This window comes from Arthrobacter sp. Hb9-2 (assembly GCF_059091165.1).
On the sequence record NZ_JBNHGJ010000002.1, the window covers coordinates 43,722 to 59,150 of the forward strand.

The 15,429-nt window shown below is 61.9% G+C and carries 14 protein-coding genes; 3 read left to right on the top strand and 11 right to left on the bottom strand.

All coding sequences use genetic code 11. From position 1 onward, the window contains the following. Positions 1–19: 19 nt before the first annotated feature. Together AC5RV1_RS01885 and AC5RV1_RS01890 are read left to right on the top strand one after the other, a co-directional pair. The gene (locus AC5RV1_RS01885; protein ID WP_493993293.1) at positions 20–1,402 is read left to right on the top strand and encodes an MFS transporter; all 1,383 of its coding nucleotides are present in this window, start codon (positions 20–22) and stop codon (positions 1,400–1,402) included. A gap of 421 nt (positions 1,403–1,823) precedes the next feature. Then, complete coding sequence (locus AC5RV1_RS01890) at positions 1,824–2,582, top strand: IclR family transcriptional regulator (RefSeq protein ID WP_493993294.1); 759 nt, start codon at positions 1,824–1,826, stop codon at positions 2,580–2,582. 20 nt (positions 2,583–2,602) lie between these two features. On the opposite strand, the gene AC5RV1_RS01895 is transcribed toward AC5RV1_RS01890, so the two are convergent. From AC5RV1_RS01895 to AC5RV1_RS01930, 8 genes are all read right to left on the bottom strand, one after another. Beyond that, complete coding sequence (locus tag AC5RV1_RS01895; RefSeq protein ID WP_493993295.1) at positions 2,603–3,421, bottom strand: enoyl-CoA hydratase/isomerase family protein; 819 nt, start codon at positions 3,419–3,421, stop codon at positions 2,603–2,605. Further along, complete coding sequence (locus AC5RV1_RS01900) at positions 3,418–4,665, bottom strand: CaiB/BaiF CoA transferase family protein (RefSeq protein WP_493993296.1); 1,248 nt, start codon at positions 4,663–4,665, stop codon at positions 3,418–3,420. The genes AC5RV1_RS01895 and AC5RV1_RS01900 overlap by 4 nt, the downstream gene beginning before the upstream one ends. Further along, complete coding sequence (locus AC5RV1_RS01905) at positions 4,662–5,816, bottom strand: hydroxymethylglutaryl-CoA lyase-like TIM-barrel protein (RefSeq protein ID WP_493993297.1); 1,155 nt, start codon at positions 5,814–5,816, stop codon at positions 4,662–4,664. Before AC5RV1_RS01905 ends, AC5RV1_RS01900 begins: the two co-directional genes overlap by 4 nt. Beyond that, positions 5,813–7,285, bottom strand: a complete 1,473-nt coding sequence (locus AC5RV1_RS01910; RefSeq protein WP_493993298.1) for an MmgE/PrpD family protein — start codon at positions 7,283–7,285, stop codon at positions 5,813–5,815. Before AC5RV1_RS01910 ends, AC5RV1_RS01905 begins: the two co-directional genes overlap by 4 nt. Positions 7,286–7,297: 12 nt before the next feature. Next, a complete protein-coding gene (locus AC5RV1_RS01915; RefSeq protein ID WP_493993299.1) occupies positions 7,298–8,479 on the bottom strand; it encodes an acyl-CoA dehydrogenase family protein in 1,182 nt (393 codons plus the stop codon). 99 nt (positions 8,480–8,578) lie between these two features. Further along, positions 8,579–9,463 carry a cytochrome b/b6 domain-containing protein gene (locus AC5RV1_RS01920; RefSeq protein ID WP_493993469.1) on the bottom strand — a complete coding sequence of 295 codons (885 nt, stop codon included), beginning with the start codon at positions 9,461–9,463 and terminating at the stop codon, positions 8,579–8,581. Positions 9,464–9,560: 97 nt separating this feature from the next. After that, complete coding sequence (locus AC5RV1_RS01925; RefSeq protein ID WP_493993300.1) at positions 9,561–10,532, bottom strand: electron transfer flavoprotein subunit alpha/FixB family protein; 972 nt, start codon at positions 10,530–10,532, stop codon at positions 9,561–9,563. 9 nt (positions 10,533–10,541) lie between these two features. Next, complete coding sequence (locus AC5RV1_RS01930) at positions 10,542–11,315, bottom strand: electron transfer flavoprotein subunit beta/FixA family protein (RefSeq protein WP_493993301.1); 774 nt, start codon at positions 11,313–11,315, stop codon at positions 10,542–10,544. A 269-nt stretch (positions 11,316–11,584) separates the two neighbouring features. On the opposite strand from AC5RV1_RS01930, the gene AC5RV1_RS01935 reads away from it, so the two are divergent. Further along, positions 11,585–12,436: a MarR family winged helix-turn-helix transcriptional regulator gene (locus AC5RV1_RS01935; protein ID WP_493993302.1), complete on the top strand. Its 852-nt coding sequence runs from the start codon at positions 11,585–11,587 to the stop codon at positions 12,434–12,436. Between the two features lie 135 nt (positions 12,437–12,571). On the opposite strand, the gene dmpG is transcribed toward AC5RV1_RS01935, so the two are convergent. Genes dmpG through AC5RV1_RS01950 form a run of 3 tightly spaced genes read right to left on the bottom strand, consistent with a single transcriptional unit; the run spans position 12,572 to position 15,380 of the window. Continuing rightward, the gene (gene dmpG, locus AC5RV1_RS01940; RefSeq protein WP_493993303.1) at positions 12,572–13,612 is read right to left on the bottom strand and encodes a 4-hydroxy-2-oxovalerate aldolase; all 1,041 of its coding nucleotides are present in this window, start codon (positions 13,610–13,612) and stop codon (positions 12,572–12,574) included. A 2-nt stretch (positions 13,613–13,614) separates the two neighbouring features. Further along, positions 13,615–14,553, bottom strand: a complete 939-nt coding sequence (locus tag AC5RV1_RS01945) for an acetaldehyde dehydrogenase (acetylating) (protein ID WP_493993304.1) — start codon at positions 14,551–14,553, stop codon at positions 13,615–13,617. A gap of 11 nt (positions 14,554–14,564) precedes the next feature. Beyond that, on the bottom strand, positions 14,565–15,380 hold the full coding sequence (locus AC5RV1_RS01950) for a 2-keto-4-pentenoate hydratase (protein ID WP_493993305.1): 816 nt from the start codon (positions 15,378–15,380) through the stop codon (positions 14,565–14,567). Positions 15,381–15,429 lie beyond the last annotated feature (49 nt).

Consider the following 15,429-nt stretch of genomic DNA (forward strand, 5'->3'; position numbering starts at 1 on the left):
TCTCGAATTCGGGGTCGGTATGCCATTGAAGGAGCGTACATCGCCTCGCGGCATCCCGGTTTCGCTGCTCGCACCGATCGCGCTGGCCACCTCCATCAATGGGCTGAACTCGTCCATGATCGCCGTCGGGCTTGTCAGCATAGACCGAGACATAGGAACCGGCGCGAGTATTACCTTGCTGGTGACGGCCTTCTATCTCGCGTGTGCCGTAGCCCAGCCCATTGCAGGGCGGCTCATAGACCAGTTTGGCCCGCGGCGCATCCTCCTTTTCGGCATCTCTTTGGTTGCCCTCGGCTCCGCGCTCGTCTACTTCACCACCACGGTCGAAGTACTCATCGGGATTAGGGCAGTCATAGGGCTGGGTGCAGCAACCGGGTATCCGGCCGGCTTGGCCATTCTCCGGCGATGGGCGGAAATAGACGGCACTACGAACAGTGTCAGCGGCGTCAGGACCATGATCTTCTCCGCGCAGGGAACCGTCATGATTGCGCCGGCTATTGGCGGGATCCTGATTGAACTATGGGACTGGCGGGCAATGTTTTACATAAATGTGCCATTAACGGTGCTGACCGCGGCTCTGGTCCTGATCGGCGTGCCCGAAATCAAAGTATCCCGCCGTGAACCGGAAATTCCAGCGCAGAAGGTTGATGCTTTAGGTTTTCTGTTGTTTGCTACTTCGCTCGTACCACTGCTGATCGCGCTGACGGTGTTCGGCGAAGGCTATTGGTGGGCGTGGCTGATGGCTGGGGCACTCAGCTGCATCGCCTTCGTCCGGCAACAGCTACAGTCACCGAGTCCATTCATCGACTTTCGGCTTCTCGGCCGTGAGCGTAGGATTGGCGCCCCCATTGTCCGCCAGTTCGTCGTGATGTCTATTCTTTATGCGATTCTTTTCGGCTTTCCGACGTGGCTGGAGGGCTCGCGCGGGTTCTCACCGGGGGACGTTGGACTCATCATGCTCCCCCTTGCGGCGATGGGCATCTTGACCACAGTGTTTGCCGGTTCCGCGATCTCCAAATGGGGTATCCGCTCGCCGATTCTGATTGGCGCCTTCCTAATGGCTGCGGCGACCGCCTCCCTCTTGATGCTGACAGCGAATTCCTCTCTGGTGATTGTCCTGGTCCTGGCCGTGCTGCTGGGTTCGCCAAATGGCTTCTTTATGCTGGGTAACCAGGTTGCCCTATATCAGGCGTCTCCCGCCGAGCATATTGGCGTCACTTCTGGATTGCTGCGTACGTCCCAGTTTGTCGGGGGCACGATGGCAATGGTGCTATTGAGCGCCACATTCGAAGGGAGATCTCTGGACGTAGGCTTGCACAGCCTGGCGCTGGTTCTCGGGAGCCTGAGCCTGCTGATCTTCGTGGAAGCGTGCATTTCAAGGGAACTGCGCCCAGGCACGTAAGTCCATCTCTTGCTGAAGCAGGAAGCCTTCCCCGCATATCCGGAAGGGGTCCCCTTCGAAATGGCCGGTGCGTCGCAAAGGGCCCGCAGCACGCACCACGGGCGTCGGACTGCTCTCCGGGCCCCAGCCAGCAGCAGCGAAAATGGGGCTCTCCCAAAAGGAATGGAAAATTTGATCCGCACAGCAGGGCAAGGTAATCACCGCATGGCATCTTTGAAGGGGTCTGATGTGACGGTGCTCAACCAAATCGCTTGACGGTGGGCGTCGGCTCTCATCCTGCGGAATATGCAAAGTGGGCCATCCAGTCGGCGTTACGATGATCACGCCGGGCTGCAAGATCCCGGCCTGCTGGCAGTGAGCCATTACGTCTTTGAAGATCTGAACGTCGGCCGTTGACCGACCAGCACGAGGAGGTGCCATTTTGCTAAGCGAGGATGTGAATCCCAAGCGGACCGTCCTCGGGCGCGCCTTCGACATACTCGATTGCTTCGCGGGCGGTGCGGAAATGGGTGTGGCCGGAATCTGCGACCGTACGGGACTGCCGCCGGCGACTGTCCATCGCATGTTGGCCGCTCTGGTGGCCTGGGGTGGCGTCGACCGGCTGGGGCACGGGACCTACCGGCTGGGCGCGCGGATTTGGCGTTTGGGTATTGGCGCTCCGCAGGTTCGCGCCCTGCGCGAAATGGCGCAGCCGTATTTGGTGGATCTTCACGTGGCCACACGTGGCACGGTGTACCTCGGCGTCCAGGATGGAAGCGATGCTGTCTTTTCGGACCGGATCACAAGAGTCAAGCCAACGGCAGAGTCGTCGTGGGCGACCCGTCGGGTGGCGCTGGAACTTACGGGCGGCGGCCGGGTGCTCCTGGCCTACAGCAAGTCGGCTTGGGATGACCTTTGCGCCAGGGCTGAGGTCGACCCGAAGATCGCAGACGAAATTCCCCGGCTTCGGGCCGAATTCGCGGAGATCCGGCATGCCGGAGTTGCTATCTCCTATAACGACGGTCTGCCTGGCCGCACGTCAGTGGCTGCACCTGTCTTCGGGCACGACGGAGTCATTTCGGCAAGCATCACCGTGGCGTTTCCTGAGTCGAGGATCCCCCAGCCCCAAACCATTCTTCCCCGCGTGGTGTCGACAGCGAGGGCTGTAAGTGCGGATCTGGCCCGGGCGGGGCTTGGGTAACCCGTCCCGCCCGGAGCCGGTCAGCGGTTCGTCCAGACGGGATCCCGCTTTTCCAGGAAAGCGCGGACTCCCTCCACTCGGTCCTCACTCAGGTAAGGGTTCGGACCGACGTTTAGCCGGAGCGCTGAGGGAAGCGGCACACCCCAGCTCTTGGTGGCCATCTCCTTGTACCGTCGTAGCGTCACTGGCGAATTCACCAGGATCTCGTCCACGTACTTCTGGACCTCCGCCTCGAAACCAGCCCGTGGTACCACCCGGTTGATCAGCCCCAGTTCCTTGGCCTCTTCGACGGGAATCGTGCGGGCCGTGTAGAGGAGGTCCATCGCAAGGGCCCGCGGGATCAGACGCGGCAGCAGGACTGAACCGAGATTTGCGCCCATCCCCCGCCGCGCTTCGGTCAGGCCGATCGTTGCACCCTCGACGGCGATTCGGACGTCCGCTGAGAGGACGATTTCACAGCCTCCCGCAATGGCGTGTCCATTCACGGCGGCGATCACGGGCTTGTACGTTTCCATCATCACTTCGAACAGATTCCGGTACAGGCCGGTCATCGGCACGTGAATTTGCTTTCCGCTGCGGGCGATGTCGTCCATCTCCTTCAAATCACCGCCGGCACAGAATGCCTTGTCCCCCGTGCCAGTGATGACAACACCCCAGACGTCGGGATCTTCGCCAGCCCGCAAGAAGGCTTGGGTGAGCTGATTGACGGTGCTCGCTGCCATCGCGTTACGGCGCTCAGGCCGGTTGATCGTGATCCAGGCGGCCTTTCCCCTCAGCTCGTAAAGGACTTCGTCCTCCTGCGTCGAAACGACCGGCTGGACCTCTTGAGTGACGTTCATATTCTTACTTCCTCGGTGATGGCTGTTTTGCCGGCCTCGACGATGCCGCTCGCCAAAAGCGCTGCAATCTGTCCGCTATCCATGCCAAGTGATGCAAGGACGGATTCCGTGTCCTGGCCTAATTCAGGCGGAGCCTTGGCAAGGGTGGGGTATTGCCCGTCGAAAGTCATGGGCAGGTTTACAAGTTTGAGGTCTGCAATGGCGTGCTCAGGAGCATCCTGGATCTGGCCCAGGGCCTGCACCTGCTCGTCGACCAGCACCTTGTCGACGGTATTCACCGGAGAATGGGGGACGTTTGCCTGAATGAGGCGTTCCACGACCTGAGCGGACGTGAAATTGCTGGTCCTCTCTGAGAGGGTGGCAACAACAATCTCGCGGTTTCTGACCCGATCACCGTTGCTCCCGAACCCGGGCAGGTCGTCAAGGTCCGCGCACTCCAGTGCTGAGATGAGTCGCCTCCACGCGTCATCATTGCCGGCGGACATGAACACATGGCCGTCCTTCGTCGGGAAGGCACCGTAGGGGACCACTCCGCCGAATCCGGAGCCGAGGCGCCGGGGCGGCGGATCGCCCGCAGCGCAGGACATCAGCGGCGGTGTCAGCCAGGTCAGGGCGGTCTGAAGAAGCGAGAGTTCCACGTGCGAGCCCTCCCCTGTCACGTCACGCCGGCGCAGGGCTTCAAAGACAGCCAATGCCGTCCACATTCCGGTCCCCATGTCCAAAACGGAGACCGGCACCCGGGCCGGCGCCCCGCCGTCCTCGCCCGTCATGCTGACAATGCCGCTGTACGCCTGGAGGAGCGGATCGTAGGCGGGCTGCTGGGCCCGGGGTCCCGTCCGGCCGTAGCCGGACATTTCGCAGTAGATCAGCCGCGGGTTCAATTCGAGAAGCCGCTCCGCACTGAATCCTGCCTTTGCGAATGAACCGGGCCGAAGGTTCTGGATGAGTACGTCTGAGCCGGCGATGAGCCGTTCCATCACTTCGCGGCCTTCCGGCGTCTTGTAGTCGATGACAACAGACTGCTTGTTTCGGTTGAGGGCCAGGAAGGCGACCGAATACCCCTCCCATTCGGGTGGGGCCCAGTTCCGGCTGTCGTCACCTGTGCCGGTTCGTTCGACTTTGATGACATCGGCACCAAGGTCTCCCAGGATCTGTGCCGCATACGGCGCCGCGACACTGGTGCCGATCTCGATGACCCGGATGCCGGCGAGCGATCCGGTGCCATTAGTGTTTGCAGAGTTCACGAACCTGCTCCTTTCGTTTGTGCGACAGCCAGTTCGAAGTGCGTTGCTTCATATTCGTCACGGGCTGCCGATGAAACCGTCTGCTTCCAAGGGGCCAAGGACCCCTCGTAGGTCGAGGGGCCCAAGCGGAAATGCTGGGCTTCGGCAGGAGTCTGGATAAACGGCATGTCCATGGGGTAGACATCGCCTCCGGCGGGCCGGGGACCGGCCTTTGAGACGTGCCCCCACAGTTCGTGCCCCACAACTTCCTCGGCGAAAACTACGGCTTCGATCAGCTTCTTGAGGTCGACACCGGTGTCGATGCCCTCGCTCTCAAGGAGGTGGACAAAGTCTTCGGTGGGGATCATCCTCGTCAGCCGGCCATTTCCGCAATAGGGGCAGCCGCCCAGGCCGCCAATCGCGGTGTCGACAATAAGCTCATAGCCATCATCGAGTTCCGACATTGCAGTGTAGGCGGAGATGGGGGCCATTCCGCGCGCGTTATGCAGATGCAGATGGAACGTGGTGATGTCCGGCCACGTCTGCTTAATCCGTTGGATCTGCGACCGCATGGCCTGGGGGGTATTCCAGCTCATGGGGTCACCCAGATGGACACGGGTGACAGGAACACCGGCGCTGGTCCAGGCATCATGCTGGAGCTGAAGGAGTTCCATCCTCCTGTCTTCGGAGAACTCGCCAAGCCAGTTGGATCCCCATGCGGCGTTGACGCTTATCTGGGCTTCCCTGGCCCCGCGGAGGACGGCTTGGGTGACTACGCCGGGGACTGCCGCGATTTCATCCGCCATGGTGCGCGCGGTGTTGCGCTGCACGAAGACGTCGCAGAGGTGGATACGTGTTTCCCCGATCATGGGATCAGGCCCCGTGATCTTGGGTGCGTAGGCCTGGCACCTTTCGACGCCTTGCGCATTCAGGGCGAGTGCACTGTAGGTAACTCCTGGTGCCGCGGTGAAGCCCTGGACAACGTCATCGATGTGAGCCATTTGGGGAACCCACTTTGGGCTTACGAAGGACCCGACGACAATGTTTTTGAGCCCCGTTGCCGAGAGGGCATCCAGCAAGCGGATTTTGTCCGCCACGGGAATGTCGGCGCTTTCAATCTGCATGCCTTCGCGCATGCCTTCTTCGACGATTGTAATTTTGGGAACGCTCATTGTGAGTCCTCCACCTTCCTGGGGTTCTCCGTTTCAGTCCTTTGTAGTGCCGCCGAGAATCCCGCGATGCTGCGGCCCAGGGGCAGCCCCGTCAGCTCCTCGAACAGCCGGTCGGAATGGGCGGCGTTGAGGCCTCCCGTGGCGCAGCAATCATTGAACTTGGTCCGGAGGTCGCCCTGACTGAGAGGGTTGCGGGCATCGCCTTTAGTGATATCAACCCGCTTCCCGATCCATGTCTCTCCGCCGGTCCCCACCTGCACTGTGGCGTAGGGCTCCCGCGTGACCGGATCGCCCACGGGCGGCACCGCGCTCTCGGCCACTTCGACGAATGCCATCAGGTCGCGCACCTGGCGGTCAGCGAACGCCTCGTCGGTGAAGTCCTGCAGTGCCACGCAACCGCGTTTGAGGGCCACAGCCACGGCATATTCCAAACTGAACTTCGCCTGGTTGGCGTTCTGCGGCGCGTACGGCAGGAGGGGAGCCGTTCCCTGGGGATACACAGTGACACGGATTGAATGAGGGGTTCTGCCTGCGAGTTCGTCCCGGAGTTCCAAAACGGCATCAATCGCCCGGTGAGTTCCGTAACAGGCTGGGTACCGCTTGATTCCCCAGTCCTTTGTCCAGGATTCCATCCAGTACTCAAGCCGTTCCACAAGGGTCTCCGTCAGCCCCCCGATGGGCGCTAAGTCCGGGTCACCCATCCGTTCCATGAATCCTGTCGGGGCCTCCAGTTCCCCGGGGTTGGCGGTGAAGCCTGCCTCGGCGAGTTGGAGTGCCATCACGGCGTCACGCGCTGCGGCTCCGGCGTGAAAGGGCTTGGTCATGGACCCGAAATTAGGTCGGCTGCCTGCCGCGAGCGACGAGACAATGCCCAGGGCATTGCGGGCCTCCTCCAACGGCGTGCCGCAGAGCCGCACAAGGGCGGCCACTGCCGCAAGCCGCCCCACCGTGGACGTTGTATGCCAGCCACGGGCGTAGTGGACGTTCCCGGGCAAAAGCTCGGCGATGGCGCGGAAGGCTGCCGCCCCGACGTCGTAGGCCTGGACGAGCTTGTCGCCCTCGATGCCGCGGTCTTCCGCTACTGCGAGCAGCGCCGGGAACAGCACCGTGCTCGGATGCATTGGCATTGTGGGTGAGATGTCGTCGTAGTCCAGCATGTGTCCGGAAGTACCGTTAACCAACGCCGCCGTCGACGCAGAAGCCGTCCGGCCCGTCGCCCAGACCGTAGCCTTTCCGCCCTCCCCCTCCGTCGCAGCCCAGGCGCCCACGATCTGGACGCCTTCGGAGGGTGCCGCGGCGATTGCCACCGCTACAGTGTCGATTAGTGCGCTGGTAACTTGCTCAACATGGTCGGTACCGGACACCAGATTTCCCGTAGCAAAGCGCGCCAATGCCGCGGTGGCTCCAAGGTCCTCCCAGGCGTCAGCGGTTCCCGTTTCCACGGTTCTGACAGGTAGTTGTTTCGCCACTTTGTCAGTCCCCTAGAAAGACTTAGGTAACCCGAGTGTGCCGTGGGCGATGCCGGCCAGCACAATGTTGTTGCTGATCGGAGCCGTCGACGGCAGGCGTGCTTCGCGGAAGTGGCGTTCGATGCCATACTCCTCTGCGGCCGCATAACCGCCGAAGGTATCAAAGGCAGCGTTTGCTGCCTGCCAGAGCGCTTGGGAAGCCAACAGTTTGGCGCCGTTGACTTCGAAGCGGGGGTTATCGCCGGCGTCATACATTTCGGCCGCGCGCCACCGCATCAGGGAGGCAGCCTGAAGATTCGCATAGGCCTGCGCCAGGGGGAACTGCACTCCCTGGTTCATTCCGATCTTGCGGCCAAAGACCTCACGCTCATTGGCGTAGTTCACCGCGCGATTGAGCAGGTAGAACCCTGCGCCGATGTATTCCGATGTGACGATGATGCGCTCGGAGTTCATGCCGGAGAGGATCACCTTGAAGCCCTTGCCCTCCTCTCCAATACGGTTCGCAACCGGAACGCGGAGGTTTTCGATGGCGAGTTCATTGGTCTCGTGGTTAACCATGGTCTTGATCGGTGTGGCGCGGATGGTGCCATCTTCAATGGCCTGGCGAAGGTCCACCAGGAGCACGGTGAATCCGTCAGTCTTCCTCTCCACGTCCTCAAACTTTTCATTCCTGGTCAGCAGGAGAAGGAGATCGGAGTGCTGGACGCGGGAGATGAAGATTTTTGCGCCGTTGACAACGTATTCGTCGCCTTCGCGTTTGGCGAAGGTCCGGATGCGGGTGGTGTCCGAGCCGGCATCGGGTTCAGTCACACCAAAGGACTGGAGTCGCAGCTCGCCGGAAGCGATCTTCGGTAGAAACCTCAGCTTCTGCTCTTCCGATCCATGCCGCAGCAGCGTTCCCATGGTGTACATGCCTGCCCGGGCGGCGCCGGCGTGGCAGCCATTACGCTCAAGCTGCTCCAGCACGACGGCGGCATCCCGGATCGAAGCTCCGCCGCCGCCAAACTCTTCCGGAATGAGCATGTTCATCCAGCCAGCCTCGTAGAGTGCGTCCACGAACTCTTCCGGGTAGGCACGTGCGATGTCCTTCTCAAGCCAGTAGGCGTTGTCGAATGGCTTGCAGAGGTCATCAATTGCCTCCCGAATGGCCAATTGTTCTTCGGTCAGTCCGAAAGTGGATGATTCTACGGTCATGGTCGAGCCTTTCTGAAAGAAAATTCGAATTGCTTGGGCCAGCCAACCTCATAGTGAAGGGGCTGCACAGCGGCTATATCACGTGGTGGAATTCAGGTCTTATTTGCTGACGCGTCCCATCAGGGACGCAATGGGCCGCAGGAAGAGGGGCCGGGCAAGCAGCCAGCATCCGATCATGGCCAGGAGGGACGCGGCGAAGAACCAGAAGCCAACCCACCCGTCATCGTCCGTGGCGCCGTACATGTGGTTCAGGTTCCGAAGTGCGCCCGTGGCAAATACCAGCGTGACGTGGGAAATGATAAACAGGACAAAGTAGAGCATCACCGGGAAGTGAACAGCGCGGGCAAGCTCTACGGGAAAGGCACGGTCCAGGCGGGCAACACCCTTGGGCCAGGCTGGCGACATCCGCAGTCCGGTGATCATGGCGGCGGGCGCTGCGATAAAGACCGTGACGAAATACGCCAACTGCTGCAAGCTGTTGTAGTTCACCCAGCCGTTTTCGTGGGGCCAGTCAAGCGACGCATACTGCAGTGCCGCAGACACAGCGTTCGGGAGCACATCCCAGCTGGTCGGCACAATCCGCATCCACTGCCCTGTGCTGAAGAGAAGAACCACAAAGATGGCTCCGTTCAACAGCCACAGCACGTCCAAGAACAAATGGAACCAGAGTTCAAGGCTGATCTTCTGGGGTTTGTTCCGCGTCTTGATGAAGCCTTGGTTCCGCGTCCAGAACGCCTTAGGCCGGGCCGTAGTTCGCACCAGCCATCCTGACCGGATGATCAGGATCAGCATCAGGGCATTGAGGAAATGCTGCCAGCCCAGCCAGGCAGGCAGGCCCACGGGCGCATTTTCCGGCAGCTCGTAGTGGCCGGGGTAGGCGGCGAGCCACTCCTGGACATCCGGAAGGGCACGCAGCCACTTGGCCAGCATCACCACAAGGAACAAGGCCAGGACGGCACCCGCCGCGATAAGGGCCCATTTCACCCGCGGGTCCTGGCGGGATTTCTTGGGACTGTCAGTACTCACGGACATAAAATTGGCTTTCTTGTTGAGGGGTGCACGCCGGCCCAGGGCACGATGCCTAGTTGGAGCGTGCCTTGAGGGCTGCGATCAGCTGCGGCACGACGTCGAAAACATCGCCCACCACTCCGAAGTCCGCAACGTCGAAGATGGGCGCGTCCTCGTCCTTGTTGATGGCGACGATGGTGCCCGCCGTTTGCATGCCGGCACGGTGCTGAATCGCCCCGGAAATGCCCAGTGCGATGTAGACCTGCGGCGAAACGGTAACGCCGGTCTGGCCCACCTGGTAGTTCTGCGGTACATAACCTGCATCGACAGCGGCGCGGGAGGCCCCAACAGCGGCGCCCATGATGTCGGCCAGCTCCTCGACCAGGGAGAAGTTTTCCTTTGACGAGAGGCCGCGTCCCCCGGCCACAACTCTGGCCGCGTCCCGAAGCTCCGGACGGCCAGCCGCTACAGCAGCCGTGGCTGTTGCCTTTATCAAGGCGGCCGCGCCGTCTTTGACGGTCACCGGTTCGGTGACCGCTTCCGCTGCCACCGGTTCGGCGCGGTCTTCGATAGCGCCGTGGCGTACCGAAATAATGGACGGGTTTCCGTCGACTGTGGATTCCACAACGTACGCGCCGCCGAAAACCGAGTGCTTTGCCGAGATGCCGTCCCCACTCCTGGAAACGTCAATGACGTCCAGGCATAGCCCACTCCCAGTTCGGATGGCGAGCCTGCCGGCGATCTCGCGCCCATCTACTGTGTGGGAAATGAGGATAGCTTCGGGCTTGAAATGCTCGGCGGCGGCTTCGAGGGCTGCCGTCTGAGGATCAGCGATCCGCTGGCCAACGGCGTCGGACTCCGCGACGAAGACCTGAACGGCGCCAAGGTCTCCGAGTTTGGCCACCAGATCGCCGCCGGTGCCGGGCTTGACGGCAACCACCGCCACGGGGGTGCCCAGCTTTGAAGCCGCACCGAGCAGGCCTGCGGCGGACTTCTGGATATCGCCCGAGACGGAGGTTTCAATGAAAGTCAATATTGCGGTCATGTCGTTCTCCTAGATGTTGTGGCCGGCGGCCAGGAATTCCGCGAGCTTCACTCCGGCGTCTCCCTCGTCGATGATCTTTACCCCGGCCTTGCGTGCCGGACGCTTTACCGCGGTGAGTACCCTGGAACGGGTTCGCAGTGACTCCGGGCTTGCGTTCAAGGCCTCCAGATTGAGCTCCTGCAAGGGTTTGCGCTTTGCCGTCATGATTCCCTTGAAGTTCGGGAACCTCGCATCTGCCGAACGTTCGGTGACGGAGATGATTGCCGGAAGAGTGGCGAATACAGTAGCGGTCCCTGATTCTTCACGGCGCTCTCCACTGACCGAGCCTGCTGAGATGTCCACCTCGTTAAGGGAACCCAGCAGCGGCACTCCGAGAATCTCCGAAACCATCGCAGGGATGACACCGCCGCGCCCGTCCGTCGATTCATTTCCGGCCACGATCAAATCGAAGCCCTCTTGCTTCACCGCTGCTGCCAACGCGTGGGCTGTCTGTACTGCATCCGCGCCCGCCAGTCTGGCGTCGACCACGTGGACTGCCGAGTCGGCCCCCATCTGCAGACCCTTACGCAGCGCCTGCTGCGCAGTAGCGGGTCCCACGCTCAGCACAACCACCTGGGTGCCTTTGTTGGCGTCCCTAAAGGACAAAGCGACCTCCAGCGCACGTTCCGTAATCTCGTCGGCGACGTTGTCATTGGCCTGCCGGTCTAGAATTCCGGTCCCGAGATCAAGAAGCCGCTCGTCCTCCGTGTCCGGCACCTGCTTCATCAAAACGACAATTTTCACGGCCCTGCTCCCATCGTTCTTTGCTCTTGTTGATGCGTCTCATTGGAAATATATGAGGCGGAAAGCGTCGATGGGTGGCCTCTATCACCCTGTGGAACTCTGTCTTCCGGACCCCTGAAGTCAGCGAAAGGTAGTGTGATGAGGTGAAGGCGATTGGAGATACCCAGAGAGATTCGGCCCCGTCGGTTTACTCCTCGGCAGGTCGGACCCGGGAGGCACGGAAACAGGAACCTCTCCCCGTCGTAGGTACGTGGGACGCACCAGGACACTTGATCCGGCGCGCGCAGCGCGTTCATACCGCCCTGTGGAACAGGGTATTCGGCACGGAAGTGACCGGCCCTCAGTACGCCACGTTGGTGGCCATTGCCATGTGGCCGGAGTCAGATCAGCAAACGGTCGGCGAGATGGCGGGGCTCGATAAGGCGACCATGGCAGGGGTGATCAAGCGCCTGGAAGCCCGAGGGTTGATTTTCCGTAAACGGGCGGAAGATGATCGCCGTCGCCTATTGCTATTGCTCAGTCCCGATGCTGAGAAGCGCATGGATGACTTCGCTGCCAGGGCCGAATCTGTCCACGATGCCCTCGCCGCCAGGCTGCCGGCCGGGACGGAATCGGAAACCATATCGCTCCTGAGGAAGGTCACGTCCGTTAGCGAGCCGTCCTTCGGTGCGGTAAGTGTGCCCAAGGCTTTCGCCGTGGTTGAACCCTCAACGGCTCTCGGTTACCTGCTGCGCCGCGCTTTGCAGATTCACGTTTCCTTATGGAATGAAGAGTTCCAGGGCGAGATCACGAGCCCGCAGTATGCCGTGCTGTCTGCTGTTGCAGCGGCGGACTCTGCAGATCAGCTGCAGATAGCGGAGCTGGCCGGACTGGACGCGTCATCGGCGGCAGACGTCGTGGGCAGAATGGAGAAAGACGGCTGGTTGCGGCGTCAGACTGACCCGACAGACCGGCGACGACTCAAAATAGCTCTGACACAACCTGCGAGGATGGCCACGCTCTGGGCCTCACCCGGCGTTGAGCGGGTGCAGCTCGAACTCCTCAGCGCCCTGACCCCTCAAGAGAAGGCCCGCCTTGTGGAGTTGCTACAGCACCTGATTCGCCGTTCGGACCCGGAATAGCGCGGCAGAATCTGATATGTGGAATTGGCTGTCAATAGCGCATGGATGAGCGGCTCCTGGACGGTGGTTCCAGGGGCCGCTCATCGGTGCCGATCCCGGTGGCGGTGTTTACGCTGGGCGGGTCGATTTCTCGGCTCAGCGCGCTTGGGAGGCGAGTTGGACTGCGACGTCGACGATCATGTCTTCCTGTCCGCCGACGTAGCCAGCTTTGCCGATTTCTTCGAGGATCTGCCAAGCAGGAACGGCGTAGCGTTCCGCGGCGCGTTCTGCGTGGATGAGGAACGAAGAGTAGACCCCGGCGTAGCCCTGCATGATGGAGGCCCGATCCATGACGGGCATGCGAGTGATGATCGGTTTGACCACATCTTCCGCTGCGGCCATCACGCCGTGGACGTCCACGCCGGTGTGGATGTTGAGGCGTTCGAAGGCTGCGGCGAGGACCTCGGTGGGTGAGTTCCCAGCCCCGGCGCCGAGGGCCAGAAGCGTGCCGTCGATCTGTTTTGCCCCTGCCCGGGCGGCGTAGACGGAGTTCGCGACGCCGAAGCTAAGGTTCTGGTGCCCGTGGAACCCTACCTGCGCGTCGGTGCCGAGTTCGCTCACGAGGGCGGCGACGCGGTCGGAGACGTCCTCGAGGATCAGGGCGCCCGCGGAGTCAACGACATAGACGCATTGGCAGCCGGCGTCGGCCATGATCCGCGCCTGCTTGGCCAGGTTCTCCGGGCTGGTCCGGTGCGAGAGCATCAGGAATCCGACGGTTTCCATGCCGAGCTTGCGCGCGTGGCCGAAGTGCTGGATGGAGACGTCGGCCTCAGTGCAGTGCGTTGCGATGCGGGCCACGGACGCTCCGGCGTCGCGGGCTTGGTCCAGGTCGTGGATGGTGCCTAGGCCGGGCAGAAGGAGAACAGCGATCTTGGCGTTCTTCGCTTCGTCAACGGCGGCGCGGACCAGGTCCAGTTCCGGGGTGAGGGAGAAGCCGTAGTTGAAGGAGGACCCACCGAGGCCATCGCCGTGGGTCACCTCGATCACCTCAATCTTCGCGTTGTCCAGGACCCGGACAACGGAACGGACGTGGGCTTCGGTGAATTTGTGGCTCATGGCGTGCGAGCCGTCGCGCAGAGTGGTGTCCGTCAGCCGGACGCTCAGATTCTGTGCTGTGGAATCGGAGGCGGGGGTCATGGTTATGCTCCTACGGGCGTTGAAGAGATGGCGGCGTCCATGCGTTCGGCCAGCAAGTCAGCTGTCCGGGTGGCCGCGGCGGTGATGATGTCCAGGTTGCCCGCGTATTCGGGCAGGTAGTCCGCCGCACCCTTGACCTGGACCCAGACACCCACCCGGCCGTTGCCGTTCCAGTCCTCACGGGCTGTGTCGAACTGCGGCTCTACTCGCAGCGCGTAGCCGGGGACGTAGTCCTGGATGCCGGCGACAGCCTGGTTGATGTTGGCGACGATCCGGTCCTGGAGCTGGCCGGGTTCGGCGGCTTCGGCCGGGATCGCGGCGTAGATCGTATTGCGCATGATCATAGGCGGTTCCACCGGGTTGATGATGATGATGGCCTTGCCACGCCGGGCCCCGCCGACCTCTTCCAGGGCCTTGGCCGTGGTCTCGGTGAACTCGTCCACGTTGGCCCGGGTGCCCGGGCCCGCGGACTTGGACGCGATCGAGGCGACGATCTCGACGTAGTCCACGGGCACCACCGAGGAGATCGCGGCGACAATCGGGGTGGTGGCCTGCCCGGCGCAGGTAATCATGTTCACGTTCAGGACGTTTTCGAGGGCGTCAAGATTCACCACCGGGCACAGGTAGGGTCCGACGGCGGCCGGTGTCAGGTCGATCGCGTGGATGCCCGCGGCCTTGTACTTGGGGGCGTTGGCTTCGTGAGCCTTCGCGGAGGTGCACTCGAACACAAAGTCCGGCAGTTCGTCCTGGGCCAGGAGCCAGTCCACTCCCTCGGCGGAGGTGGTGATGCCCAGCCGGGCGGCGCGGGCCAGTCCGTCGGAGCCAGGGTCCACGCCGATCATGTACTTGACTTCAACGTTCGTGCTGCGGCGCATAATTTTGAACATCAGGTCGGTGCCGATATTACCCGAGCCGACGATGGCTGCCGTCTTCTTGGCCATGATGGGTGTCCTTATTCCGTGAAATGAATAGTAAGTGAGCCCAACGCGCCGAAGTCAGCCGTCGCGGTGCTGCTTGCCAGGACGGGCATGGCCACCGTGAACGAGCCCGGCAGGATCAGCTGGCCGGCTTCCAGTGCCACACCCTGTTCACCCAGGACGTTCGCCAGCCAGACCAGCGGTGCAAGCGGGTTCCCCATAACATCGGCGCCGGTCCCGGTGCCAGTCACTTGCCCGTCGATCACCAGCGAGCAGCTGACATCAAGGAGGGCCGCGGAATCGGAGGGATCCAGCGCCAGCGGGTGTGCACTGACGGCGATGGCACCGCAGGAGGCGTTGTCAGCAATCGTGTCCACGAGTTTGATGTCCCAGTCCCTGATCCGGGAGTCAATGATTTCGATGGCAGGGTAGACGGCGTCGATGGCGGCCGCAGCCTGCTCCAGCGTGACACCCGGTCCCTGCAGGGTCTCCTTCAGCACGAAACCGAGTTCCGGTTCCACCTTGGGCTGAATGAACTGGGAAGCCGGGATCCTGGCCTCATCTTGGTGGACCATGTCCTCGAAGAAGAAGCCAAAGTCCGGGGAATCCACGCCCAACTGGCGTTGCATGGCCAAGGACGTCAACCCCACCTTGCGGCCGGCCAGAACCCGTCCCGCCGCAACGTAATGCTCCAGCTGGAAAGTCTGAACCTCGTAGGCGTCCTGGACGCTCATTTCCTCCAGCCGGTCCCGCAAAGGTGCCACCGGCACCAGCGTGCGGGATGCAGCCAACAACTCATCGGCGGCGCCCTTGAGACTGGTATCGCTGGCCTTCAATATTCCACGTCGCATCTGGTTCTCCCATTCCTTCTCGTTTGCTCGTATGAAACTGTCCCTCGGC